This window comes from Paracoccus sp. PARArs4 (genome assembly GCF_947311865.1).
Classification (GTDB): domain Bacteria; phylum Pseudomonadota; class Alphaproteobacteria; order Rhodobacterales; family Rhodobacteraceae; genus Paracoccus; species Paracoccus zeaxanthinifaciens.
This window is the reverse complement of record NZ_CAMZMW010000007.1, coordinates 75,346-93,958: the sequence shown is the minus strand read 5'-3', so window position 1 is coordinate 93,958 and position 18,613 is coordinate 75,346. Positions and strand designations below refer to the sequence as shown.

General features: G+C 67.6%; 15 protein-coding genes and 3 pseudogenes. 9 read left to right on the top strand and 9 right to left on the bottom strand.

Annotation, left to right across the window (positions count from 1 at the left end):
* The first annotated feature begins 6 nt into the window (after window positions 1-6).
* Window positions 7-729: a transcriptional repressor LexA gene (gene lexA / locus QMZ16_RS07670; protein ID WP_282602786.1), complete on the top strand. Its 723-nt coding sequence runs from the start codon at window positions 7-9 to the stop codon at window positions 727-729.
* Window positions 730-733: 4 nt separating this feature from the next.
* On the opposite strand, the gene hemC is transcribed toward lexA, so the two are convergent.
* Entirely contained in the window at window positions 734-1,663 is a 930-nt protein-coding gene (gene hemC / locus QMZ16_RS07665) for a hydroxymethylbilane synthase (RefSeq protein ID WP_282602785.1), read from the bottom strand.
* An 82-nt stretch (window positions 1,664-1,745) separates the two neighbouring features.
* Between hemC and hemE the strand changes: the two genes are divergently transcribed.
* Window positions 1,746-2,774: a uroporphyrinogen decarboxylase gene (gene hemE, locus QMZ16_RS07660; RefSeq protein WP_282602784.1), complete on the top strand. Its 1,029-nt coding sequence runs from the start codon at window positions 1,746-1,748 to the stop codon at window positions 2,772-2,774.
* Here hemE and QMZ16_RS07655 read toward each other — a convergent pair.
* The 6 genes from QMZ16_RS07655 to QMZ16_RS07630 all read right to left on the bottom strand — a co-directional run bounded on the left by QMZ16_RS07655 (window position 2,771) and on the right by QMZ16_RS07630 (window position 8,144).
* Entirely contained in the window at window positions 2,771-3,634 is an 864-nt protein-coding gene (locus tag QMZ16_RS07655; RefSeq protein WP_282602783.1) for an SPOR domain-containing protein, read from the bottom strand. The genes hemE and QMZ16_RS07655 overlap by 4 nt on opposite strands.
* A gap of 68 nt (window positions 3,635-3,702) precedes the next feature.
* Window positions 3,703-4,338, bottom strand: coding sequence for a uracil phosphoribosyltransferase (upp, locus tag QMZ16_RS07650; protein ID WP_282602782.1), 636 nt, complete (start codon window positions 4,336-4,338; stop codon window positions 3,703-3,705).
* On the bottom strand, window positions 4,335-5,294 hold the full coding sequence (locus tag QMZ16_RS07645) for an adenosine deaminase (protein ID WP_282602781.1): 960 nt from the start codon (window positions 5,292-5,294) through the stop codon (window positions 4,335-4,337). The genes upp and QMZ16_RS07645 overlap by 4 nt, the downstream gene beginning before the upstream one ends.
* Window positions 5,291-6,472 (bottom strand): phosphopentomutase, encoded by a 1,182-nt coding sequence (locus QMZ16_RS07640; protein WP_282602780.1) that lies wholly within the window; start codon window positions 6,470-6,472, stop codon window positions 5,291-5,293. The genes QMZ16_RS07645 and QMZ16_RS07640 overlap by 4 nt, the downstream gene beginning before the upstream one ends.
* On the bottom strand, window positions 6,469-7,749 hold the full coding sequence (locus QMZ16_RS07635; RefSeq protein WP_282602779.1) for a thymidine phosphorylase: 1,281 nt from the start codon (window positions 7,747-7,749) through the stop codon (window positions 6,469-6,471). The genes QMZ16_RS07640 and QMZ16_RS07635 overlap by 4 nt, the downstream gene beginning before the upstream one ends.
* Window positions 7,746-8,144, bottom strand: coding sequence for a cytidine deaminase (locus QMZ16_RS07630; RefSeq protein ID WP_022708029.1), 399 nt, complete (start codon window positions 8,142-8,144; stop codon window positions 7,746-7,748). Before QMZ16_RS07630 ends, QMZ16_RS07635 begins: the two co-directional genes overlap by 4 nt.
* A gap of 122 nt (window positions 8,145-8,266) precedes the next feature.
* On the opposite strand from QMZ16_RS07630, the gene QMZ16_RS07625 reads away from it, so the two are divergent.
* A complete protein-coding gene (locus QMZ16_RS07625; RefSeq protein ID WP_282602778.1) occupies window positions 8,267-10,546 on the top strand; it encodes an NADP-dependent malic enzyme in 2,280 nt (759 codons plus the stop codon).
* 157 nt (window positions 10,547-10,703) lie between these two features.
* Window positions 10,704-12,602, top strand: coding sequence for a propionyl-CoA synthetase (locus tag QMZ16_RS07620; RefSeq protein ID WP_282602777.1), 1,899 nt, complete (start codon window positions 10,704-10,706; stop codon window positions 12,600-12,602).
* Window positions 12,603-12,628: 26 nt separating this feature from the next.
* Here QMZ16_RS07620 and aroA read toward each other — a convergent pair whose 3' ends face one another.
* Window positions 12,629-13,960 carry a 3-phosphoshikimate 1-carboxyvinyltransferase gene (gene aroA, locus QMZ16_RS07615; protein WP_282602776.1) on the bottom strand — a complete coding sequence of 444 codons (1,332 nt, stop codon included), beginning with the start codon at window positions 13,958-13,960 and terminating at the stop codon, window positions 12,629-12,631.
* A gap of 115 nt (window positions 13,961-14,075) precedes the next feature.
* On the opposite strand from aroA, the gene QMZ16_RS07610 reads away from it, so the two are divergent.
* Window positions 14,076-14,738 carry a DNA alkylation repair protein gene (locus QMZ16_RS07610; protein WP_282602775.1) on the top strand — a complete coding sequence of 221 codons (663 nt, stop codon included), beginning with the start codon at window positions 14,076-14,078 and terminating at the stop codon, window positions 14,736-14,738.
* Here the strand turns inward: QMZ16_RS07610 and QMZ16_RS07605 are convergent.
* A complete protein-coding gene (locus QMZ16_RS07605) occupies window positions 14,723-15,232 on the bottom strand; it encodes a hypothetical protein (RefSeq protein WP_282602774.1) in 510 nt (169 codons plus the stop codon). The two genes, QMZ16_RS07610 and QMZ16_RS07605, sit on opposite strands and share 16 nt — an antisense overlap.
* A 126-nt stretch (window positions 15,233-15,358) precedes the next feature.
* Here QMZ16_RS07605 and moaA point away from each other — a divergent pair, with 126 nt between their 5' ends.
* The 4 genes and pseudogenes from moaA to QMZ16_RS07585 all read left to right on the top strand — a co-directional run bounded on the left by moaA (window position 15,359) and on the right by QMZ16_RS07585 (window position 18,606).
* The gene (gene moaA / locus QMZ16_RS07600; RefSeq protein ID WP_282602773.1) at window positions 15,359-16,366 is read left to right on the top strand and encodes a GTP 3',8-cyclase MoaA; all 1,008 of its coding nucleotides are present in this window, start codon (window positions 15,359-15,361) and stop codon (window positions 16,364-16,366) included.
* A 57-nt stretch (window positions 16,367-16,423) separates the two neighbouring features.
* Window positions 16,424-16,785, top strand: a pseudogene (locus tag QMZ16_RS07595) (hypothetical protein); the annotation flags it as partial.
* A 96-nt stretch (window positions 16,786-16,881) separates the two neighbouring features.
* Window positions 16,882-17,278: pseudogene (locus QMZ16_RS07590) on the top strand (transposase); the annotation flags it as partial.
* A 148-nt stretch (window positions 17,279-17,426) separates the two neighbouring features.
* Window positions 17,427-18,606 (top strand): annotated as a pseudogene (locus tag QMZ16_RS07585) (IS3 family transposase).
* Window positions 18,607-18,613: the final 7 nt, after the last annotated feature.

Genomic DNA, 18,613 nt, shown 5'->3' with positions numbered 1-18,613 from the left:
GCGGGCATGCTCACCAAAAAGCAGATCCAACTGCTGGAATTCATCCAACGGCGCATGTTGCGCGACGGCGTCCCGCCATCATTCGACGAGATGAAGGATGCACTGGACCTGCGGTCCAAGTCCGGCATCCATCGGCTGGTCACCGCACTGGAGGAACGCGGCTTCATCCGCCGCCTTCCGCACCGCGCCCGCGCGCTCGAGGTGCTGCGCCTTCCCGACGCCCTCGCGCATCTGAGCGAAGCCGAAGCGTCGTCGGATCAGGCGTCGGGCGGTTTCACCCCTCGCGTCATCTCGAATACCCGTCCGCCGCGCCCTCGCGGTGCCTTGACGGTCGTCGACAGCCCCGCCGTGCAACTGCCGTTGATGGGCCGCATCGCGGCAGGCGTTCCGATCGAGGCCATTTCCGAGATCTCGCATCACGTGGCCGTTCCGGGCACGATGCTTGCCGGCCGCGAACATCACTATGCGCTGGAGGTCACCGGCGATTCGATGATCGAGGCCGGGATCAATGACGGCGATGTCGTGGTAATCCGCGAACAAGACACGGCCGAGAATGGCGATATCATCGTCGCCCTCATCGACGATCAGGAGGCGACGTTGAAACGTTATCGCCGCCGCGGCTCGATGATCGCGCTCGAAGCCGCGAACCCCGCATACGAGACCCGCATGCTGCCCGAGAATCGGGTCCGCATCCAGGGACGGCTGGTGGGCCTCATCCGCAGCTATTGACCGGTTACAGGGTCAGGAAGCCGGGGCCGGCGCGTTTCAGAAGCTCGTCGGCCAGATCCTGACCCATCGCTGCACCATCGCCGATCGCGCCTTCGCGCGTGGCTGCGTGAACCTCGCTTCCATCGGGACGCAGGATTTCACCGCGCACGATCAGGCGGTCGCCATCCAGATCGGCAAGACCGGCAATCGGAGTCTCGCAAGAACCATCAAGGCGTGCAAGGAACGCCCGTTCCGCACGCAGACGATCTGCCGTCTCGACGTGGTTGATCGGCGCAAGAAGCGCCGCAACCGCATCGTCACCCTTGCGACGTTCGATCCCGATGGCGCCCTGCCCGACGGCTGGCAGCATTTCGTCCGGATCGACAGCGCCGCGCGCCACGCCGATCATGTCCATGCGGCGCAGACCGGCCATGGCAAGGAATGTCGCTTCGGCTACGCCATCTTCCAGCTTCTTCAGGCGCGTCTGCACGTTGCCCCGGAACTCCACCAGCTGCAGGTCGGGGCGACGATGCGCCAGCTGCGCACGACGGCGCAGGCTGGACGATCCCACGACGACCCCCTTCGGCAGCGAGGCGATGCTGTCGTACTTCAGGCTGACGAAGGCATCGCGCACGTCGTTTCGCGGCAGCAGGCAGTCGATCACCAACCCATCGGGCTGCAGCGTCGGCATGTCCTTCATCGAGTGCACGGCGATGTCGATCCCGCCCTCGGTCAGGGCCTCCTCGATCTCGCGCGTGAACAACCCCTTCCCGCCGATCTCGCGCAGCGCGCGGTCGGTGATGCGGTCGCCCGTGGTCTTGATGACGACGATCTCGAACGCATCGACCGTCAGGCCATGCGCGGCCATCAGACGGTCGCGCGTCTCGTACGCCTGCGCAAGCGCAAGGATCGATCCGCGGGTTCCGATCTTAAGGGGGCGGGTGGGGTCGGGCATCGTGTTCATGCCGCTGGCATAGCTGCCGGGGCGCGGGTTGACAACGGGCTGCCCGTGACCTTGATGGCGAGCAGGAGGCCATATGACCAAACTTCTGCTGCGCGCCCTTCGGGGCGAGACCCTTCACACCCCGCCGATCTGGATGATGCGCCAGGCCGGTCGCTATCTGCCCGAATACCGCGCGACGCGTGCGCAGGCGGGCGACTTCCTGTCGCTGTGCTACAACCCGGAATTGGCGGCCGAGGTCACGCTGCAACCGATCAGGCGCTTTGGCTTCGACGCGGCAATCCTCTTTGCCGATATTCTGCTTGTGCCACAGGCGCTTGGCGCCGATCTGTGGTTCGTGACGGGCGAAGGGCCGCGCCTGTCGACGATCACCTCGGCGGAACAAGTCGCGCAGCTGAAACCCGTGGACGAGATCCACGAACGCCTGAACCCGATCTATGAGACGGTGCGCATCCTGTCGCGGGAACTGCCCAAGGAGACCGCGTTGATCGGCTTTGCCGGCGCGCCTTGGACGGTTGCCACCTACATGGTTGCGGGTCGCGGCACCAAGGACCAGGGGCCCGCCCATGCTTTCAAGGATGCGGATCGCGTGGCGTTCAGCGCCCTCATCGACCGGATCACCGATGCGACGGTCGAATACCTGTCGCGGCAGATCGACGCGGGGGCCGAAGTGGTCAAGCTGTTCGACAGCTGGGCGGGCAGCCTCAAGGGGCGCGATTTCGACGATTTCGCCGTGACACCGGCCAAGCGGATCATCGCGGCGCTGAAGGAGCGGCATCCCGGCGTTCCCGTCATCGCCTTCCCGCGCGAGGCTGGCGACCGCTATGTCGGGTTCGCGGCGGCGACCGGTGCGGATTGTGTGGCGACCGACAATTCGGTCTCGGCCGAATGGGTTGCCGCCAATGTCCAGCCCGAGATCTGCGTGCAGGGCAACATGGCCCCCCAGCACATGGTCACCGGCGGCCCCGAACTGGTCGCCGAGGCGCAGCGCATCACGCGTGCCTTGCGCAACGGTCCGCACGTGTTCAATCTGGGCCACGGGATCACGCCCGACGCGGATCCCAACAATGTCGCCCGGATGATCGACGCGGTGCGCAGCGCCTAGCGCGCGACGGCACCCGCGAATCCCGCGCTGCGCAGGGCGGCCAGAGCCGCCGCCAGAGACGCACGATCCGCAAAGGGGCCCGCAAGGACGATGCGCGGGCCCTTGTCGCCATTCGGTCTGATCTGCGCCGTGGGATGCCCCTGCGCGGCGATGCGGCGCAGGGCGGCATCCGCGCCTGCATCCTCGAATGCCCCCACCTGCACATATCGGGCACCGGCAGCGATCAGGTCGCCGGGTGGGCGCGGCCGTGCTGCAGGTGGCTCTGGTGTTGCCTGCTTGGGCGGTGCGGGTCGCTTCGGCCTGACGGCGGGCGAAGGCGCTGGCGCGGGTTCGGGGGTCGCTGCAACGGGCTTCGGCACCGACATTCCGGGGCATAGCCCAAGCCCCACCACCGCGTCGGGATCCGGGCGATAGCCCATTCGGGCGCACAGATCCTGCGGGCCGGACAGCCCGGCCTTCTGGCGCAGGACCGGATCAATCGCGACGGCCCCCGCGATCGCCGTCTGCAACGGGTCGGGATGACGCGCAGGCGCAGGGGGCAGACGCTGTTCAGTCGGCTTGGGGCCCGCCGCGAATTCCTCGGGGCGCAGTCCTTCGGTCAACTTCTCGACCAGGACAGCCTCGGCATCGGGTTCGGGGGCGGCCACGCGTGTCGCCGCAATGCTGGGCGGAAAGCCGCAAAGGGCAGTGCCCGCACCGTCAAGCCGCGCGGTCCAGCCCGTATCTGCACGCTGGAACACGCAGCCCTGCGCGTCGATATACTGATCGCCCGCGAAACCTGCGGGCGGGGGCGGCGTCGGGGCGGCGCTTGCCACCCCGACAAGGCAAAGCCAGATCGAACCGTATCGCCAGACCGCCATCTTTCATCCCCGCTGCAATTCCCGCCCCTTCTAGCGGGGCAGGATTGAAGGCGGGGTTAACGACGGCCTTATTTCGTGCCGAACATCCGGTCGCCCGCATCGCCAAGACCCGGCACGACATAGCCATGCTCGTCCAGCCTCTCGTCCAGCGAGGCGGTATAGATCGGAACGTCGGGATGGGCCTCGCGCATGCGCTCAACGCCTTCCGGCGCGGCCAGCAGGCACAGGAAGCGCAGGTTCTTCGCGCCGCGTTCCTTCAGCATGTCGATGGCCGCGACCGAGCTGTTGCCCGTGGCCAGCATCGGATCGACCACGATGGTCATGCGGGCGTCCAGCTCGCGCGGGACCTTGCAGTAATATTCGACCGGCTTCAGCGTCTCCGGGTCGCGATACAGGCCCACGAAACCGACCCGCGCACCGGGGATCAGTTCCAGGATCCCGTCCAGCAGGCCATTGCCCGCACGCAGGATAGAGATGAGCGCAAGCTTCTTGCCCTCCAGCGTGGGGGCGTCCATCTCGCAGATGGGGGTCTGGACGCGGGTGGTCGTCAGCTCCAGCTCTCGCGTGACCTCGTAGGCCAGCAGCAGGCTGATTTCGCGCAGCAGGCGACGGAAACCGGCGGTCGACAGGTCCTTCTGGCGCATGACGGACAGCTTGTGCTGGACAAGCGGGTGGGTGACGACGGTCAGATGGGGTTGGGTCACGAGAACTCCTTTCGCAGGCGGGCGCGGGTATCGTCGTCGCAGAAGGCGGCGTCAATGGCCCAATGGGCGATGCGGTCGAATTCCGGCTCGGCGAAGTCGAAGACCCGGGCCAGCGCGTCGTATTCCTGCCGCATGGTGGTGTGGAAGAATGGCGGATCGTCCGTCGACACGGTCACGCGGACGCCGCGTTCGATCAACTTCGCAATGGGGTGGTCGCGCAGCCGGGAATAGACCCCGAGCGCGATGTTGGACCCCGGGCAGACCTCCAGCGTGATCCCATCCTCGGCCAGGCGGTCGACCAGCGCGTTGTCCTCGATCGCGCGGACGCCGTGGCCGATGCGCGTGCAGCCAAGCGACAGCGCGTCGCGGATGCTGTCGGGGCCGCCCCATTCGCCCGCGTGGCAGGTCAGACCCAGGCCCGCCTCTCGGGCGCAGTCGAAGGACCAGGCGTAATCGGTCGCGCGGCCCACGCCCTCGGCCCCGCCCATGCCGAAGCCGGTGACCCAGCCGCCCGCGGTCTCTGCCGCGCAGATCGCGGTGGTCTTGGACCGTTCGGGGCCGAAATGCCGGATCGAGGTCAGGATCGCGCGGCTGTCGATCCCCTGCCCGCGCATCTTCGCGGCCATCTCGGTCATCGCGTGCAGATACTCGCGCCAGGCGGCCAGGTCGCCGCCCCCGCAGAACTCGGGCGAGACGAACAGCTCGGCATAGATCACGCCGTTCTCGGCGCAGTTCTCCAGCACGACCTCCAGCAGGCGGGCATAATCCTCGGGTCCGCGGATCACGCTGGTCGCGGCCTCATAGACCTGCAGGAATTCGTCGAAGCCGCGATAGGCATAATTGCCCCGTTCGTCGAAGATGCCGCCCACATCCTCGGACTTGCGGGCGGCAAGGTCGCGCACGAAGGCGGGCGGGGCCGCGCCCTCCAGGTGCAGGTGCAGTTCCAGCTTCTTCACAGGAAGCTCCTTCCATGTTCGGGCGCGGGCAGGCCCAGATGCGCCATGACCGAGGCCCCGATATCGGCAAAGCCCACCTGCCCCACGGCGCGCGGCCCCACGCCGTGACCCAGCACGGGCACGCGTTCGCGGGTGTGATCGGTACCCCGCCATGTCGGGTCGTTGCCGTGATCGGCGGTGAAGATCGCAAGGTCGCCGGGGCGCAACACGTCGATCAGCTGGCCCGCAACGCCGTCGAACCACTCCAACTGCCGGGCATAGCCCGCAACGTCCCGCCTATGGCCGTAATTCGTGTCGAACTCGACGAAATTGGCGAAGGTCAGGCTGCCTTCCTCGGCCTCGGACCCCAGGCGGACCAGATGCCGCGCAAGATCCGCGTCGGATTTGCCCTTGTGCAGATGCGCGATGCCGCGATGGCTGAAGATGTCGCCGATCTTGCCGATGGCATGGGTCGCGCGCCCTGCCCCTGCGGCGATGTCCAGGATCGTCCGCGCGGGCGGCGCGATGGCGAAATCGCGGCGGTTCGGCGTGCGCTGGAAATTGCCCGGCGCATCGCCAAGGAAGGGTCGCGCGATGACGCGGCCGAGCCGCATCCGGTGCAGCATGGGGGCCAGCCCCTCGCACAGCGCGATCAGGCGGTCCAGCCCGAAGGCCTCCTCGTGCGCGGCGATCTGCAGCACGCTGTCGACCGAGGTATAGCAGATGGGCCGTCCCGTCCGCAGATGCTCGGCCCCGAAATCCTCGATCACCTGCGTGCCCGAGGCATGGCAATTCGCAAGGATGCCGTCCGTGCCCGCGATCTCGCAGATGCGGGCGGTCACCTCGGGGGGGAAGGCGGGGTTCGTGTCGGGGAAATAGTGCCAGTCCCAGGGAACGGGAACGCCCGCGATCTCCCAATGGCCCGAAGGCGTGTCCTTGCCGTTCGAGACCTCGGTCGCGGCACCCCACAGGCCCTGCGGTTCGCCACCCAGCCCCGGCGCGTCCAGCCCCGATGCCAGCCGCACGGCGGACCCGAGGCCCAGCCGCCCAAGGTTCGGCATCGCCAGCCCCTGCGCCTGCGCGATATGGCCGACAGTGTTCGCCCCGGTATCGGGCAGCCCCTCGTTGAAGAAGCGGTCGGCATCGGGCGCACCGCCGATGCCCACGCTGTCCATCACGATCAGGAAGGCGCGGCTCATGCGGTGATCCTTTCGCGGACGAGGGGTCCGGGTTCGCCGTCGCCCGCGCCATAGGCCGCCTGCACGGCGGCGATGGCGACCTCGGCCGCGGTGTCGTCGGCGGCGTGGACCATGGCAAGCGGACGGTCGGGGCCGATCTCCTCGCCCAGCTTCGCAAGGGCGGTCAGGCCGACGGCATGGTCGATCGCCTCGTCCTTGCGGACGCGACCGCCGCCAAGGGCCACGACGGCATGGCCGAGCGCGGTCACGTCGATATGTCCGACACGTCCTGCGGGTGCCGGAACCGGGCGGATGACGGGGGCCTGCGGCAGATGGGCATCGGGCCGCTCGACCAGATCGGCAGGACCGCCCTGGGCTGCGACCATCCGACCGAAGATCTCGGCCGCCGCGCCGCCATCCAGAAGCCCCTCCAGCGCATCCGCCGGACGCCCGGCAAGCGACAGGCATTCCGCAGCCAGCGCCAGCGCCAGGTCGCGCAGGGGGCCGCGTTCGCCCCGAAGCACGCGGATCGCCTCGTGCACCTCGACGGCATTGCCCGCCGAACGGGCCAGCGGCTGGTCCATGTCGGTGATCAGCGCCGAACAACGGCACCCCGCCCCGTTCGCGGTCGATACCAGCGCCTGCGCCAGCCGCTGCGCGCCGCCATCCTCGCGCATGAAGGCGCCGGAACCGGCCTTCACGTCCAGCACCAGCGCGTCGATCCCGGCCGCCAGCTTCTTCGACAGGATCGAGGCGGTGATCAGGTCGATGGATTCGACCGTCCCGCTTTCGTCGCGAATGGCATAGAGCCTGCGGTCCGCGGGCGCGACATCGCCGGTCGCCGCCACGATGGCGCAGCCGTCCTGCGCCACGATGCGGCGGAACGCGTCCTCGGGCTGGTCGCAGAGGAAGCCGGGGATGGCCTCCAGCTTGTCCAGCGTGCCGCCCGTATGGCCCAGCCCCCGCCCCGAGATCATCGGCACGAAGACCCCCGCAGCCGCCAGCAGCGGCGCAAGGATCAGGCTGGTCGTGTCCCCGATGCCCCCGGTCGAATGCTTGTCCACGACCGGACCCGGCAGATCCCAGTGCAGCACGTCGCCCGAATCGCGCATCGCGCGCGTCAGCGCCACGCGCCCAGCATCGCCCGTCCCGCGCGTCAGCACGGCCATCGCGAAGGCGCCCGCCTGCGCGTCGCTGACCGACCCGTCGGCCAGGCCCTGCGCGATCAGCGCGGCGCCCGGGCCGTCCAGTCCCCGCCCGTTTCGCAGGGACGCGATCACCGGCCTGGGGTCGGTCATGTGCGCGCCATGTGGCCCGCGTCGAATCGACCGGGCAGCAGGTCGCCGATGGTCGTGTGGAACACGACGCCATCCGTGGTCGCCAGCGTGACGGGCGTGTCGGCATCGCCGAACTCGGCCAGCTTCTGGCGGCAGCCGCCGCAGGGGGGCACGGGCGCGGGGCTGTCGGCGATGACGGCGACCTCGGTCAGGCGCGTCTGGCCGGCGGCGATCATGGCGGCGATGGCGCCGGCCTCGGCGCAGGTGCCCTCGGGATATGCGACGTTCTCGACATTGCAGCCCGCGTGGACGGACCCGTCGGCGCAGCGCACGGCGGCCCCCACCTTGAAGCGCGAATAGGGGGCGTATGCCCTTTCGCGCACGTCGCGCGCGGTATCGACCAGATCGTTGCTCATGCCGGGGCCTTCCTGAAAATCCTGCCCTCTTTTCTGCGCCCGCGTGCGGATGGGTGCAAGGCCGCTGTTCTTGGCCGTCGAAATGATTTAACGGTCAACCAATTCCGGAACCGGAGGCAGAAATGGAAGACCGCAGGCAGGACAAGGCGCGACAGGCAGCGCTGGATTATCACGAATTCCCGCGACCGGGTAAGCTGGAGATCCGCGCGACGAAGCCGCTTGCAAACGGGCGCGACCTCTCGCGCGCCTATTCGCCCGGCGTGGCCGAGGCCTGCGTCGAGATCAAGGCCGACCCCTCGACCGCCGCACGCTATACCAGCCGCGGCAACCTGGTCGCGGTGGTCAGCAACGGCACCGCGGTGCTGGGGCTTGGCAATATCGGCGCGCTGGCATCCAAGCCGGTGATGGAGGGCAAGGCCGTCCTCTTCAAGAAATTCGCCAATATCGACTGCTTCGACATCGAGGTGGACCAGCCCGACCCCGAGAAGCTGGCCGAGATCGTGTGCTCGCTGGAGCCGACCTTCGGGGCGATCAACCTGGAGGACATCAAGGCGCCGGACTGCTTCATCGTCGAGAAGATCTGCCGCGAGAAGATGAACATCCCCGTCTTCCACGACGACCAGCACGGCACCGCCATCGTCGTGGGCGCGGCAGCCACCAACGCGCTGCGCATCGCCGGCAAGAAGTTCGAGGATATCAAGATCGTGTCCACGGGCGGCGGGGCGGCGGGCATCGCCTGCCTCGACATGCTGCTGAAGCTGGGCGTCAAGCGTGAGAACGTCTGGCTGTGCGACATCCACGGCCTGGTCCACGAGGGCCGCCAGGAAGACATGAACCCGCAGAAGGCCGCCTATGCGCAGGCGACCGACAAGCGGACCCTGGACGAGGTGATCGACGGCGCGGACCTGTTCCTGGGCCTCTCCGGCCCCGGCGTCCTCAAGCCCGAGATGGTCGCCCGCATGGCGTCGCGCCCCATCATCTTCGCGCTGGCCAACCCCATGCCCGAGATCATGCCCGACCTTGCCCGCGAGGTCGCGCCCGACGCGATCATCGCCACCGGGCGCAGCGATTACCCGAACCAGGTCAACAACGTCCTGTGCTTCCCCTTCATCTTCCGCGGTGCGCTTGACGTGGGCGCGACCACGATCAACGACGAGATGAAGATCGCCTGCATCGAAGGCATCGCCGCACTGGCCCGCGCGACCACCGCGGCCGAGGCCGCCGCCGCCTATCGCGGCGAGACGCTGACCTTCGGCGCCGACTACCTGATCCCGAAGCCCTTCGACCCGCGCCTGGTCGGCATCGTCAGCACCGCCGTGGCCAAGGCCGCGATGGACAGCGGCGTCGCGACCCGCCCGCTCGAGGATGTGGCCGCCTACAAGCAGAAGCTCGACAGTTCGGTCTTCCGCTCGGCCATGATCATGCGCCCGGTCTTCGACGCCGCCGCGACCGCGACCCGTCGCATCGCCTTCGCCGAGGGCGAGGACGAGCGTGTCCTGCGCGCCGCGAACGCCATGCTGGAAGAGACCACGGACGTTCCCATCCTGATCGGCCGCCCCGAGGTCATCGCCATGCGCGCCGAACGCGCGGGCCTGCCCATCCGCCCCGAACGCGACTTCGAGATCGTGAACCCGGAGAACGATCCGCGCTATCGCGACTATTGGGAAACCTATCACACGCTGATGGCGCGCCAGGGCGTCAGCCCCGACATCGCGCGGGCGATCATGCGCACCAACACCACCGCGATCGGTGCCGTCATGGTCCACCGCGGAGAGGCCGACAGCCTGATCTGCGGCACCTTCGGGCAGTACAGCTGGCACCTGCGCTATGTCCGCGAGATCCTGGCCCGTGGCGGCCTGCGTCCGCAGGGCGCGCTGTCGATGATCATCCTCGAGGACGGTCCGCTGTTCATCGCGGACACGCAGGTCCACCAGGACCCGACGCCGGAACAGATCGCCGAGACCGTCTGCGGTGCCGCACGCCATGTCCGTCGCTTCGGCCTGACGCCCCGCGTCGCGCTGTGCAGCCATTCGCAGTTCGGCAACCTGGATAGCGACAGCGGCCGCAAGATGCGCGAGGCGATGGCCCTGCTGGACGCCCGAGAGCCGGACTTCATGTATGACGGCGAAATGCATGTGGACAGCGCGCTGGACCCCGACATCCGCAACCGCATCTTCCCCGGATCGCGGCTGGAGGGCGTGGCGAACATCCTGGTCTTCGGCAATGCCGACGCGGCCTCGGGCGTGCGCAACGCGCTGAAGATGAAGGCAGGCGGGCTCGAGGTCGGGCCGATCCTGATGGGCATGGGCAACCGCGCCCATATCGTGACTCCCTCGATCACGACGCGCGGCCTGCTGAACATGAGCGTGCTGGCCGGAACGCCGGTCGCCCATTACGGCTGATCTTTGCAAACATGCGGCGGCGGTCCTTCGGGGCCGCCGTTCGCTTTCGGCCTTTGCAAACCCAACTTCACGGTTTGCGAATGCATGGCGCTAACACGCTTGCCCGACGCCCCCTTTCCCGCGCTAGGATACCCGCAAGGGAGAGGGAGGAACTGCCATGTCGTATCGCGACATCCATGATGCGTGGAAGGCCGACCCCGAGGGGTTCTGGACCGCCGCCGCGCAGGCCATCGACTGGGATCACGCGCCGTCGGCCGCATTCTTCGACCAGGGTCCGGCGGGCGAATGGTTCGCCGACGGCATGGTCAACACCTGCTGGAACGCGGTGGACCGCCATGTCGCGGCGGGCCATGGCGACCGGATCGCGATCATCCATGACAGCCCGATCACGGGCAGCATCTCGCGGCTGACCTATGCGGAACTTCGGGACCGCACCGCGCGGCTGGCGGGCGCGCTGAGCGAACGCGGCGTCGGGTCGGGCGACCGCGTGATCATCTACATGCCGATGGTCCCCGAGGCGCTGGTCGCGATGCTGGCCTGCGCAAGGCTGGGCGCGATCCATTCGGTCGTGTTCGGCGGCTTCGCCTCTCACGAACTGGCGGTGCGGATCGACGACGCGCAACCGCGTGCGATCATCGCGGCGTCCTGCGGGATCGAACCGGGACGCATCGTGCCCTACAAGCCGCTTCTGGACCGCGCGATCGAACAGTCGCGGCACAAGCCCGAATTCTGCGTGATCCTGCAGCGCGAACAGGAACCCGCGTCCTTGATCGAGGGGCGCGACCTGGACTGGGACCGCATCACCCGCGATGCCGAACCCGCCGACTGCGTGCCGGTGGCGGGAAACCATCCGGCATACATCCTCTATACCTCGGGGACGACCGGTCAGCCGAAGGGCGTTGTGCGCCACACGGCGGGGCACCTCGTCGCCCTGGCCTGGAGCATGTCGAACATCTACGACATCGGGGCGGGCGACGTGTTCTGGGCGGCCTCGGACGTGGGCTGGGTCGTCGGTCACAGCTATATCTGCTATGGCCCGCTGATCGCGGGGGCCACGACCATCGTGTTCGAGGGCAAGCCCGTGGGCACCCCCGATGCGGGCACCTTCTGGCGGGTGATCGCGCAGCACGGGGTCAAGAGCTTCTTCACCGCGCCGACGGCGATCCGGGCCGTGCGTCGCGACGATCCCGAAGGGCGCATGATCCCCGGCCATGACATCTCGTGCCTGAAGGCCCTGTTCCTTGCGGGCGAACGCGCCGATCCCGACACCATCACCTGGGCCGAGCATCATCTGAAGATCCCCGTCATCGACCACTGGTGGCAGACCGAAACCGGCTGGGCCATCGCCGCGAACCCCCTGGGGATCGAGACCCTGCCCATCCGCAAGGGCAGCCCCGCCGTCGCGATGCCCGGATACGACGTGCAGGTGCTGGACGCAGAGGGGCAGCCGATGCCTGCGGGCGAACTGGGCGCCATCGCGATCCGCCTGCCCCTGCCCCCCGGCACGCTGCCGACGCTGTGGAATGCCGAGGCGCGCTTCCGCAAGGCCTATCTCGAACGCTTTCCGGGGTATTACGAGACCGGCGATGCGGGCTTTGTCGATGATGACGGATACCTGTTCATCATGGCGCGCACCGACGACGTCATCAACGTCGCGGGCCACCGCCTGTCGACCGGCGCGATGGAGGAAGTGCTGGGCGCCCACCCCGCCGTCGCGGAATGCGCGGTCATCGGGATCGCGGACGCGCTGAAGGGTCAGATCCCGCTTGGGCTTCTGTGTCTCAAGAAGGGCGTCACCACCCCGCCCGAGGATGTCGTGGCCGAGGCCATCGCCATGGTCCGCGACCGGATCGGCCCCGTCGCCTGCTTCAAGCTCGCCTGCATCGTGGACCGCCTGCCCAAGACGCGCTCGGGCAAGATCCTGCGCGCCGTCATGGCCAAGATCGCGGACGGGCACGAGGTGACGACCCCCGCGACCATCGACGATCCCGCCATCCTGACCGAGATCGAGGCCGCGCTGGCAGCCCTCGGATACCCGATGAAGGCCAGCGCATGAAGAAGGGGGCCGCGGCCCCCTTTTCCTTACCCGAAGCTGGCGCCCAGCCGTTCCATCAGCGGAACGAAATCCGGGAACGAGGTCATGATCGGTCCCGCATCGTCGATGCCGACGGGGTTCTGGGCATTCAGGCCCAGCACCATGAAGGACATCGCGATGCGGTGGTCCAGATGGGTCACCGCCTGCGCGCCGCCCGGAACGCTGCCGGTGCCGTGGACGGTCATGCTGTCCTTCGTCTCCTCGACCTTCACGCCGTTCGCCTCAAGGCCCCGGGCCATCGCGTCGATGCGGTCGCTTTCCTTCACGCGCAGCTCGGCCACGCCGTTCATCACGGTCGTCCCTTCGGCATAGGATGCGATCACCGACAGGATCGGGAATTCGTCGATCATGCTGGCGGCACGTTCGGCGGGGACGGTCACGCCCTTCAGGGGCGCATGGCGCACCAGCAGGTCGGCGACCGGCTCTCCGCCTTCCTCGCGCGGGTTCTCGAAGGTGATGTCGGCGCCCATTTCCAGCAGCGTCACGTACAGGCCGTCGCGCGTCGGGTTGCGGCTGACGCCCGGCACGCGGATCTCGGACCCCGGAACGATCAGGGCAGCCGCCACCGGGAAGGCCGCGCTGGAGGGATCGCGCGGCACGGCCACGTCCTGGGCGCGCAGCTCGGGGCGGCCCTGCAGGGTGATGACATGGCCGTCCGCCGTCGTCTCGGCCCGGATGTCGGCGCCGAAGCCCGCCAGCATGCGTTCGGAATGGTCGCGGGTGGGTTCGGACTCGATCACGACGGTTTCGCCGGGGACGTTCAGACCGGCCAGCAGGATCGCGGACTTGATCTGCGCGCTGGCGACCGGCGTGCGATAGGTGACGGGAACGGGATCGGCAGCGCCCTCGATGGTGATGGGCAGGCGCCCGCCCTCGCGTGCGGTGATGCGTGCGCCGAATTCCGCGATCGGGTCGGTCACGCGCGCCATGGGGCGGCGCGACAGGCTGGCATCGCCGGTGAAGGTCGCGGTGATCGGCGTGGTGGCGACCGCACCCATGATCAGGCGCACGCCCGTCCCGCTGTTGCCGCAGTCGATCACCCCCTCGGGCGAGGCGAAGCCGCCCACGCCCACGCCGTCCACCGTCCAGCTGCCCGGACCGTGGCGCGTGACGGTGGCGCCGAACGCCTCCATCGCCTTGGCGGTGTCCAGCACGTCCTGCCCTTCCAGAAGGCCCGTGATGCGCGTCTGCCCCACCGACATCGCGCCCAGGATCAGCGCGCGGTGGCTGATCGACTTGTCTCCGGGCACCTGCGCCTCACCCGACAGCGGGCCGCATTTGCCAGAGGTCATCGGACGGGGTTCGGCGGAATGGGACATGGGGCTACCTCGTGTTAACGCAAGCGCTTCTAGCGTGGGGCGCGCGGCGCTTCCACCACCTTCTTGCCGCGAGGGCGCGGGATTTCTAGAAGGGCCCAAACGGAAAGGACCCCGAATGCAGGAAATCGAACAGTTGCGCGCCCTGGGCGACGCCGACCGCGCCGCGAAGATGGCCGCCCGCCACAAGCGCGATCGCGAGACGCTTGGCATCGCGCCCGCCCAGCTGGAGCCGCTGGTGGCCGGATGGCGCGCGGCCCTGACCCCCGAGGAACGCGTGGCCCTTGCACGCACGCTGTGGGAAAGCGACATCCACGAGGCCCGCATCGCCGCCGCCAAGCTGCTGCTGCAGGCGCGGATGCGCCCGGATGACGATGCCTGGGCCGCGATCCTGGAATGGGCGCCCGCGGTGGATGCGCTGGACATCGCGGATGCGGTCGCGGCGGCAGGTCAGCGCCGCCTGGCGTCGGATCCGGCACGTCTTGGCGATCTGGAGCCGTTCATGGAATCGCGCAACCCGCTACAGCGGCGCCTGCTGATGACCATGACGAACCACTGGGCCAAGATGAACCACCCCAAGCCCGCCGATATCGCGATCCGCGACCGCGCGCTGGAATGGGCCGCGCATCTGCATCACGACAGCAACGGCGCGGTGCGCCAGGCGGTCGCGGCGCTGCTGTCCGATCTTGCACGCCACGACCCCGAACGGGCCGCAGCGTGGAAACCGGCCGAGAAGGTCGCCGAGGACCAGCCGGATCAGCCGGATCAGGACCCCGAGTAAACTTCCAGCGTCGGAAGATCCGTCAGGGACACGCCCAGCAACTGCAGCGCGGACAGGGAAACCTGGCTGCCGCTGCCGCCGGTCGTCAAGGGAATCAGCTCGACCTTGGCCGATTTGCCGTTCGCCGGATAGACGATGCGCCCCGGCGTGCGGGACTTGACCAGCGGGGTCTTCATCCACAGCCCTCCCTCGGTCGGGTTCCCGAGCGAGCCTACGGTCGTGCCCAGCTTCTTCTCCGACGCCTCGGCCGGAACCTCGGCTGCGGCGGCGCGCTGTTCGGGCGTCGTCGTGTCCAGCTGTGCGACCGTCGCGCGGGCCGCAGGACGCGGCGCCGGGGCGCGAGTGATCGCGGTGGCGGCGGACACCTGTTCTGCCGTGGCTGGGGTCGCTTCAGGCTTGGCGTCGGGCGCGCTTGCGCCGGTCTGCGTCATCTGCGCGCAGCCGGCCAGCATCACGCCAAGGCCAAGGACTGTCGCCATGGTTCCGATACGCATCAGGATCTCCTCATCAGGCTTGGCGGCCAGATTGCACGCGCCGCAGCGAAAGGTCCACCACCGCCACGATCACGCCCGCGCTTGTGAGCGGCGCGCCGCATGCCTAGATTGCACCGCATGAGCCAGATGCCGCATCCAGCCCCGCTGATCGACCCCTTCGCCCGCCCGATCTCGTACCTGCGGGTGTCGGTCACGGATCGCTGCGATTTCCGCTGCGTCTATTGCATGGCCGAGCATATGCAGTTCCTGCCCAAGGCCGAGCTGCTGACCCTAGAGGAACTGGACCGCCTGTGTTCCACCTTCGTCGGGATGGGCGTGCAGAAACTGCGGATCACCGGCGGCGAACCGCTGGTGCGTCGCGGCATCATGGGCTTCTTCCGCAACATGTCGCGCCACCTGGGCAACGGGCTGGAAGAACTGACCCTGACCACGAATGGCAGCCAGCTGGGCCGCTTCGCGCAAGAGCTGTTCGATTGCGGCGTCCGGCGCGTCAACGTCTCGCTGGATACGCTGGACGCGGGCAAGTTCGCGCAGATCACCCGGTGGGGCCGCCTGCCCCAGGTCCTGGACGGCATCCGCGCCGCCAGGGATGCGGGCCTGCGGGTCAAGCTGAACGTCGTGGCGCTGAAGGGCGTCAACGAGGACGAGCTGTTCGATATCACCCGCTGGTGCGCCGATGAAGGCCACGACCTGACCTTCATCGAGGTGATGCCCATGGGCGATCTGGGTGGCGAGGACCGGCTGGACCAGTACTGGCCCCTGTCCGACCTGCGCGCCCGCCTGGCCGAGCGCTACACCCTGACCGACCTGCCCGAACGCACCGGCGGCCCCGCCCGCTATGTCCGGCTGGAGGAGACCGGCCAGAAGATCGGCTTCATCACGCCTCTGACCCACAATTTCTGCGAAAGCTGCAACCGCGTGCGCCTGACCTGCACCGGAGAGCTGTTCATGTGCCTGGGCCAAGAGGACCGCGCCGACCTGCGCGCACCCCTGCGCGCCCATTCCGACGACGCCCCCCTCCGCGACGCGATCCGCAATGCGATCGCGCTGAAGCCCAAGGGCCACGATTTCGACTATTCCCGGCAATCCGTCGGCGGCCAGATGACCCGCCACATGAGCCATACGGGCGGCTAGTTGTTTGATCCTACGGTTTGATTGTGCGATCCTTTCTCAACAGCGGAAGGATGCCCTCTGGGACAAGTTCATCATGGAAGCGCCACGACCACGCACGCCGTCAGAGCAGCAATTGTGAGGGCGGCCCGCCACCGGTCCGAGGGCCTGCCCGAATGATCGCAAGCTTCGAGCGCGACGCTGAGCCGGAAGCTGGGGATCAATCCCAAGACGGTTGCAAAGTGGCGCAAACGGCAGGCGGTGGATGATCTCCAGACCGGCCCAAAGGAGCCACGTTCGACGGTCCTCACGGAGGCTGAGGAGGCGGCCATCGTCGCGTTTCGGCGCCACACGCTGCTCCCGCTCGATGGCGCTGCGCTTGCCTCTATGCCCTTCAGCCGACCATCCCACACCTGACACGCTCAGCATTGCATCGGTGTCTAAGCGAGTTCGGGGTTGTCGTTGAAAAGGGTATTCATAATGTTGATCGACCACTCGAGGCGGCCCGCGATGTGCCCACTGCGGCGATCCCGGCGCTTGAGCGGCTGGCAACGGTGCCAGGGGGGGGCGATCTCGTCCAGCGCATTCGCAGCCACCACCCCCGACGTGGCCGCTTTCCGCACTGCGCGTGACTACGCAGCATGGCTCGGCCTCACGCCGCGAGCACATTCCAGCGGCGTGAAGGAGAAGCTCGGACGAATATCCAAAGCCGGTAATCGATACCTGCGGAGGCTACTCTACCTCGGCGCCATGGCGCAGATCAGCGCGCGGCGAGGGTGTCGAGTGGGTTCGTCAGGACCGGCACCTGATTGGCTCGACCGAATGCTTGTCCGCAAGCCGGTGAAAGTGGTCGCCGTAGCGCTGGCCGACCGCATGGCCCGAACAATCTGGGCGCTGATTGCCCGTGGCGGCAGTTGCAGAGCCACCCCAGCCTGAAAATGTAAGAGACCAGCCGCGTCGGTATCGGACCGGCAAGGCTTTGAGATGGTGAGGCGCGAGTCGTGAGGTGATGGCAAAGCGCTGATTGAATAGCCCCATGTTTCGTGGACGCCTTTTTCGCTAACTTTGAGGCAAGGAGGCCATGATGGGCACGGGCAATTTCACTGACGACTTCAAGCGCGATGCTGTCGCGCAGATCACGGAACGGGGTTATCCGGCAAAGGAAGTTTCGGCACGGCTGGGTGTGAGCACGCACTCGCTCTATGCCTGGAAGCGCAAGTTCGCGAAGGCGGTGTCGGGTGACACGGAGAAGGACGCCGAGATCCGTCGGCTGAAGCGTGAGCTGGTCCGGGTGCCGGAGGAGCGCGACATCCTAAAAAAAGGCCACCGCGTATTTCGCCAAGGATGCAAAGTGAGTGGAGCCAGCGAGGCCCACCGGTTCGAGCCCGCTGGCGACGGCGTTCGTAGCCGAGCATCGGGGTCAGTTTTCGGTGCGGGCGATGTGCCGGTGCCTGCGTATCCAGCCGAGCGGGTTCTACGCGTGGCTGAAGACACCGCTGAGCCAGCGGGCGCAGGAAGACAGGCGCCAGACCGAACTGCTGCAGAAGGCTTGGGCCGAGAGTGGCAAGGTCTACGGCTACCGCAAGCTGCATGACGATCTGGTCGAACAGGGCGAAAGCATTTGTCCGAACCGCGTTTCCCGACTGGCGCAACAGGCGGGGATCAAGGCACAGATCGGCTACAAGCGCCGCCCCGGCAGCTATGGCGGCAAGCCGTCGGTCGTGGTCGACAACACCCTCGACCGGCAGTTTGATGTCGAGGTTCCGGACAAGGTTTGGGTAACCGACATCACCTACATCCGGACGCAAGAGGGGTTCGCTTACCTTGCGGTGGTCATCGACCTGTATTCCCGGCGCGTGGTCGGCTGGTCGATGCAAAGCAGACAGACGACAGATGTCGTCCTGCAGGCCCTGCTCATGGCCGTCTGGCGGCGCAAGCCGAAGAACAAGGTGCTGATCCATTCAGATCAGGGCAGTCAGTTCACCAGCGTGCATTGGGCTGCGTTCCTGCGCGCCCACAATCTTGAGCATTCGATGAGCCGCCGCGGCAACTGCCATGACAACGCCGTTGCCGAGAGCTTCTTCAACCTGCTCAAGCGCGAGCGGATCAGGCGCAGAACCTGCCGGACACGCGAAGACGCAAGGCAGGACGTGTTCGATTACATCGAGATGTTCTACAAACCGAAACGCAAACATGCGAGGAATGGGATGTTGTCGCCCGCCGAGTTCGAGCGGCAGCAGAAGATCAGACGTGAAGGCGTCTAAGAAACTC

What these genes read in the sequence shown, in the direction of transcription:
- lexA (WP_282602786.1), top strand. Translation starts at nt 7, where the DNA reads ATGCTCACCAAAAAGCAGATCCAACTGCTGGAATTCATCCAACGGCGC.
- hemC (WP_282602785.1), bottom strand. Translation starts at nt 1,663, where the DNA reads ATGCCCGACCCCACCCGCCCCCTTAAGATCGGAACCCGCGGATCGATC.
- hemE (WP_282602784.1), top strand. Translation starts at nt 1,746, where the DNA reads ATGACCAAACTTCTGCTGCGCGCCCTTCGGGGCGAGACCCTTCACACC.
- QMZ16_RS07655 (WP_282602783.1), bottom strand. Translation starts at nt 3,634, where the DNA reads ATGGCGGTCTGGCGATACGGTTCGATCTGGCTTTGCCTTGTCGGGGTG.
- QMZ16_RS07640 (WP_282602780.1), bottom strand. Translation starts at nt 6,472, where the DNA reads ATGAGCCGCGCCTTCCTGATCGTGATGGACAGCGTGGGCATCGGCGGT.
- QMZ16_RS07635 (WP_282602779.1), bottom strand. Translation starts at nt 7,749, where the DNA reads ATGACCGACCCCAGGCCGGTGATCGCGTCCCTGCGAAACGGGCGGGGA.
- QMZ16_RS07630 (WP_022708029.1), bottom strand. Translation starts at nt 8,144, where the DNA reads ATGAGCAACGATCTGGTCGATACCGCGCGCGACGTGCGCGAAAGGGCA.
- QMZ16_RS07625 (WP_282602778.1), top strand. Translation starts at nt 8,267, where the DNA reads ATGGAAGACCGCAGGCAGGACAAGGCGCGACAGGCAGCGCTGGATTAT.
- QMZ16_RS07620 (WP_282602777.1), top strand. Translation starts at nt 10,704, where the DNA reads ATGTCGTATCGCGACATCCATGATGCGTGGAAGGCCGACCCCGAGGGG.
- aroA (WP_282602776.1), bottom strand. Translation starts at nt 13,960, where the DNA reads ATGTCCCATTCCGCCGAACCCCGTCCGATGACCTCTGGCAAATGCGGC.
- QMZ16_RS07610 (WP_282602775.1), top strand. Translation starts at nt 14,076, where the DNA reads ATGCAGGAAATCGAACAGTTGCGCGCCCTGGGCGACGCCGACCGCGCC.
- QMZ16_RS07605 (WP_282602774.1), bottom strand. Translation starts at nt 15,232, where the DNA reads ATGCGTATCGGAACCATGGCGACAGTCCTTGGCCTTGGCGTGATGCTG.
- moaA (WP_282602773.1), top strand. Translation starts at nt 15,359, where the DNA reads ATGCCGCATCCAGCCCCGCTGATCGACCCCTTCGCCCGCCCGATCTCG.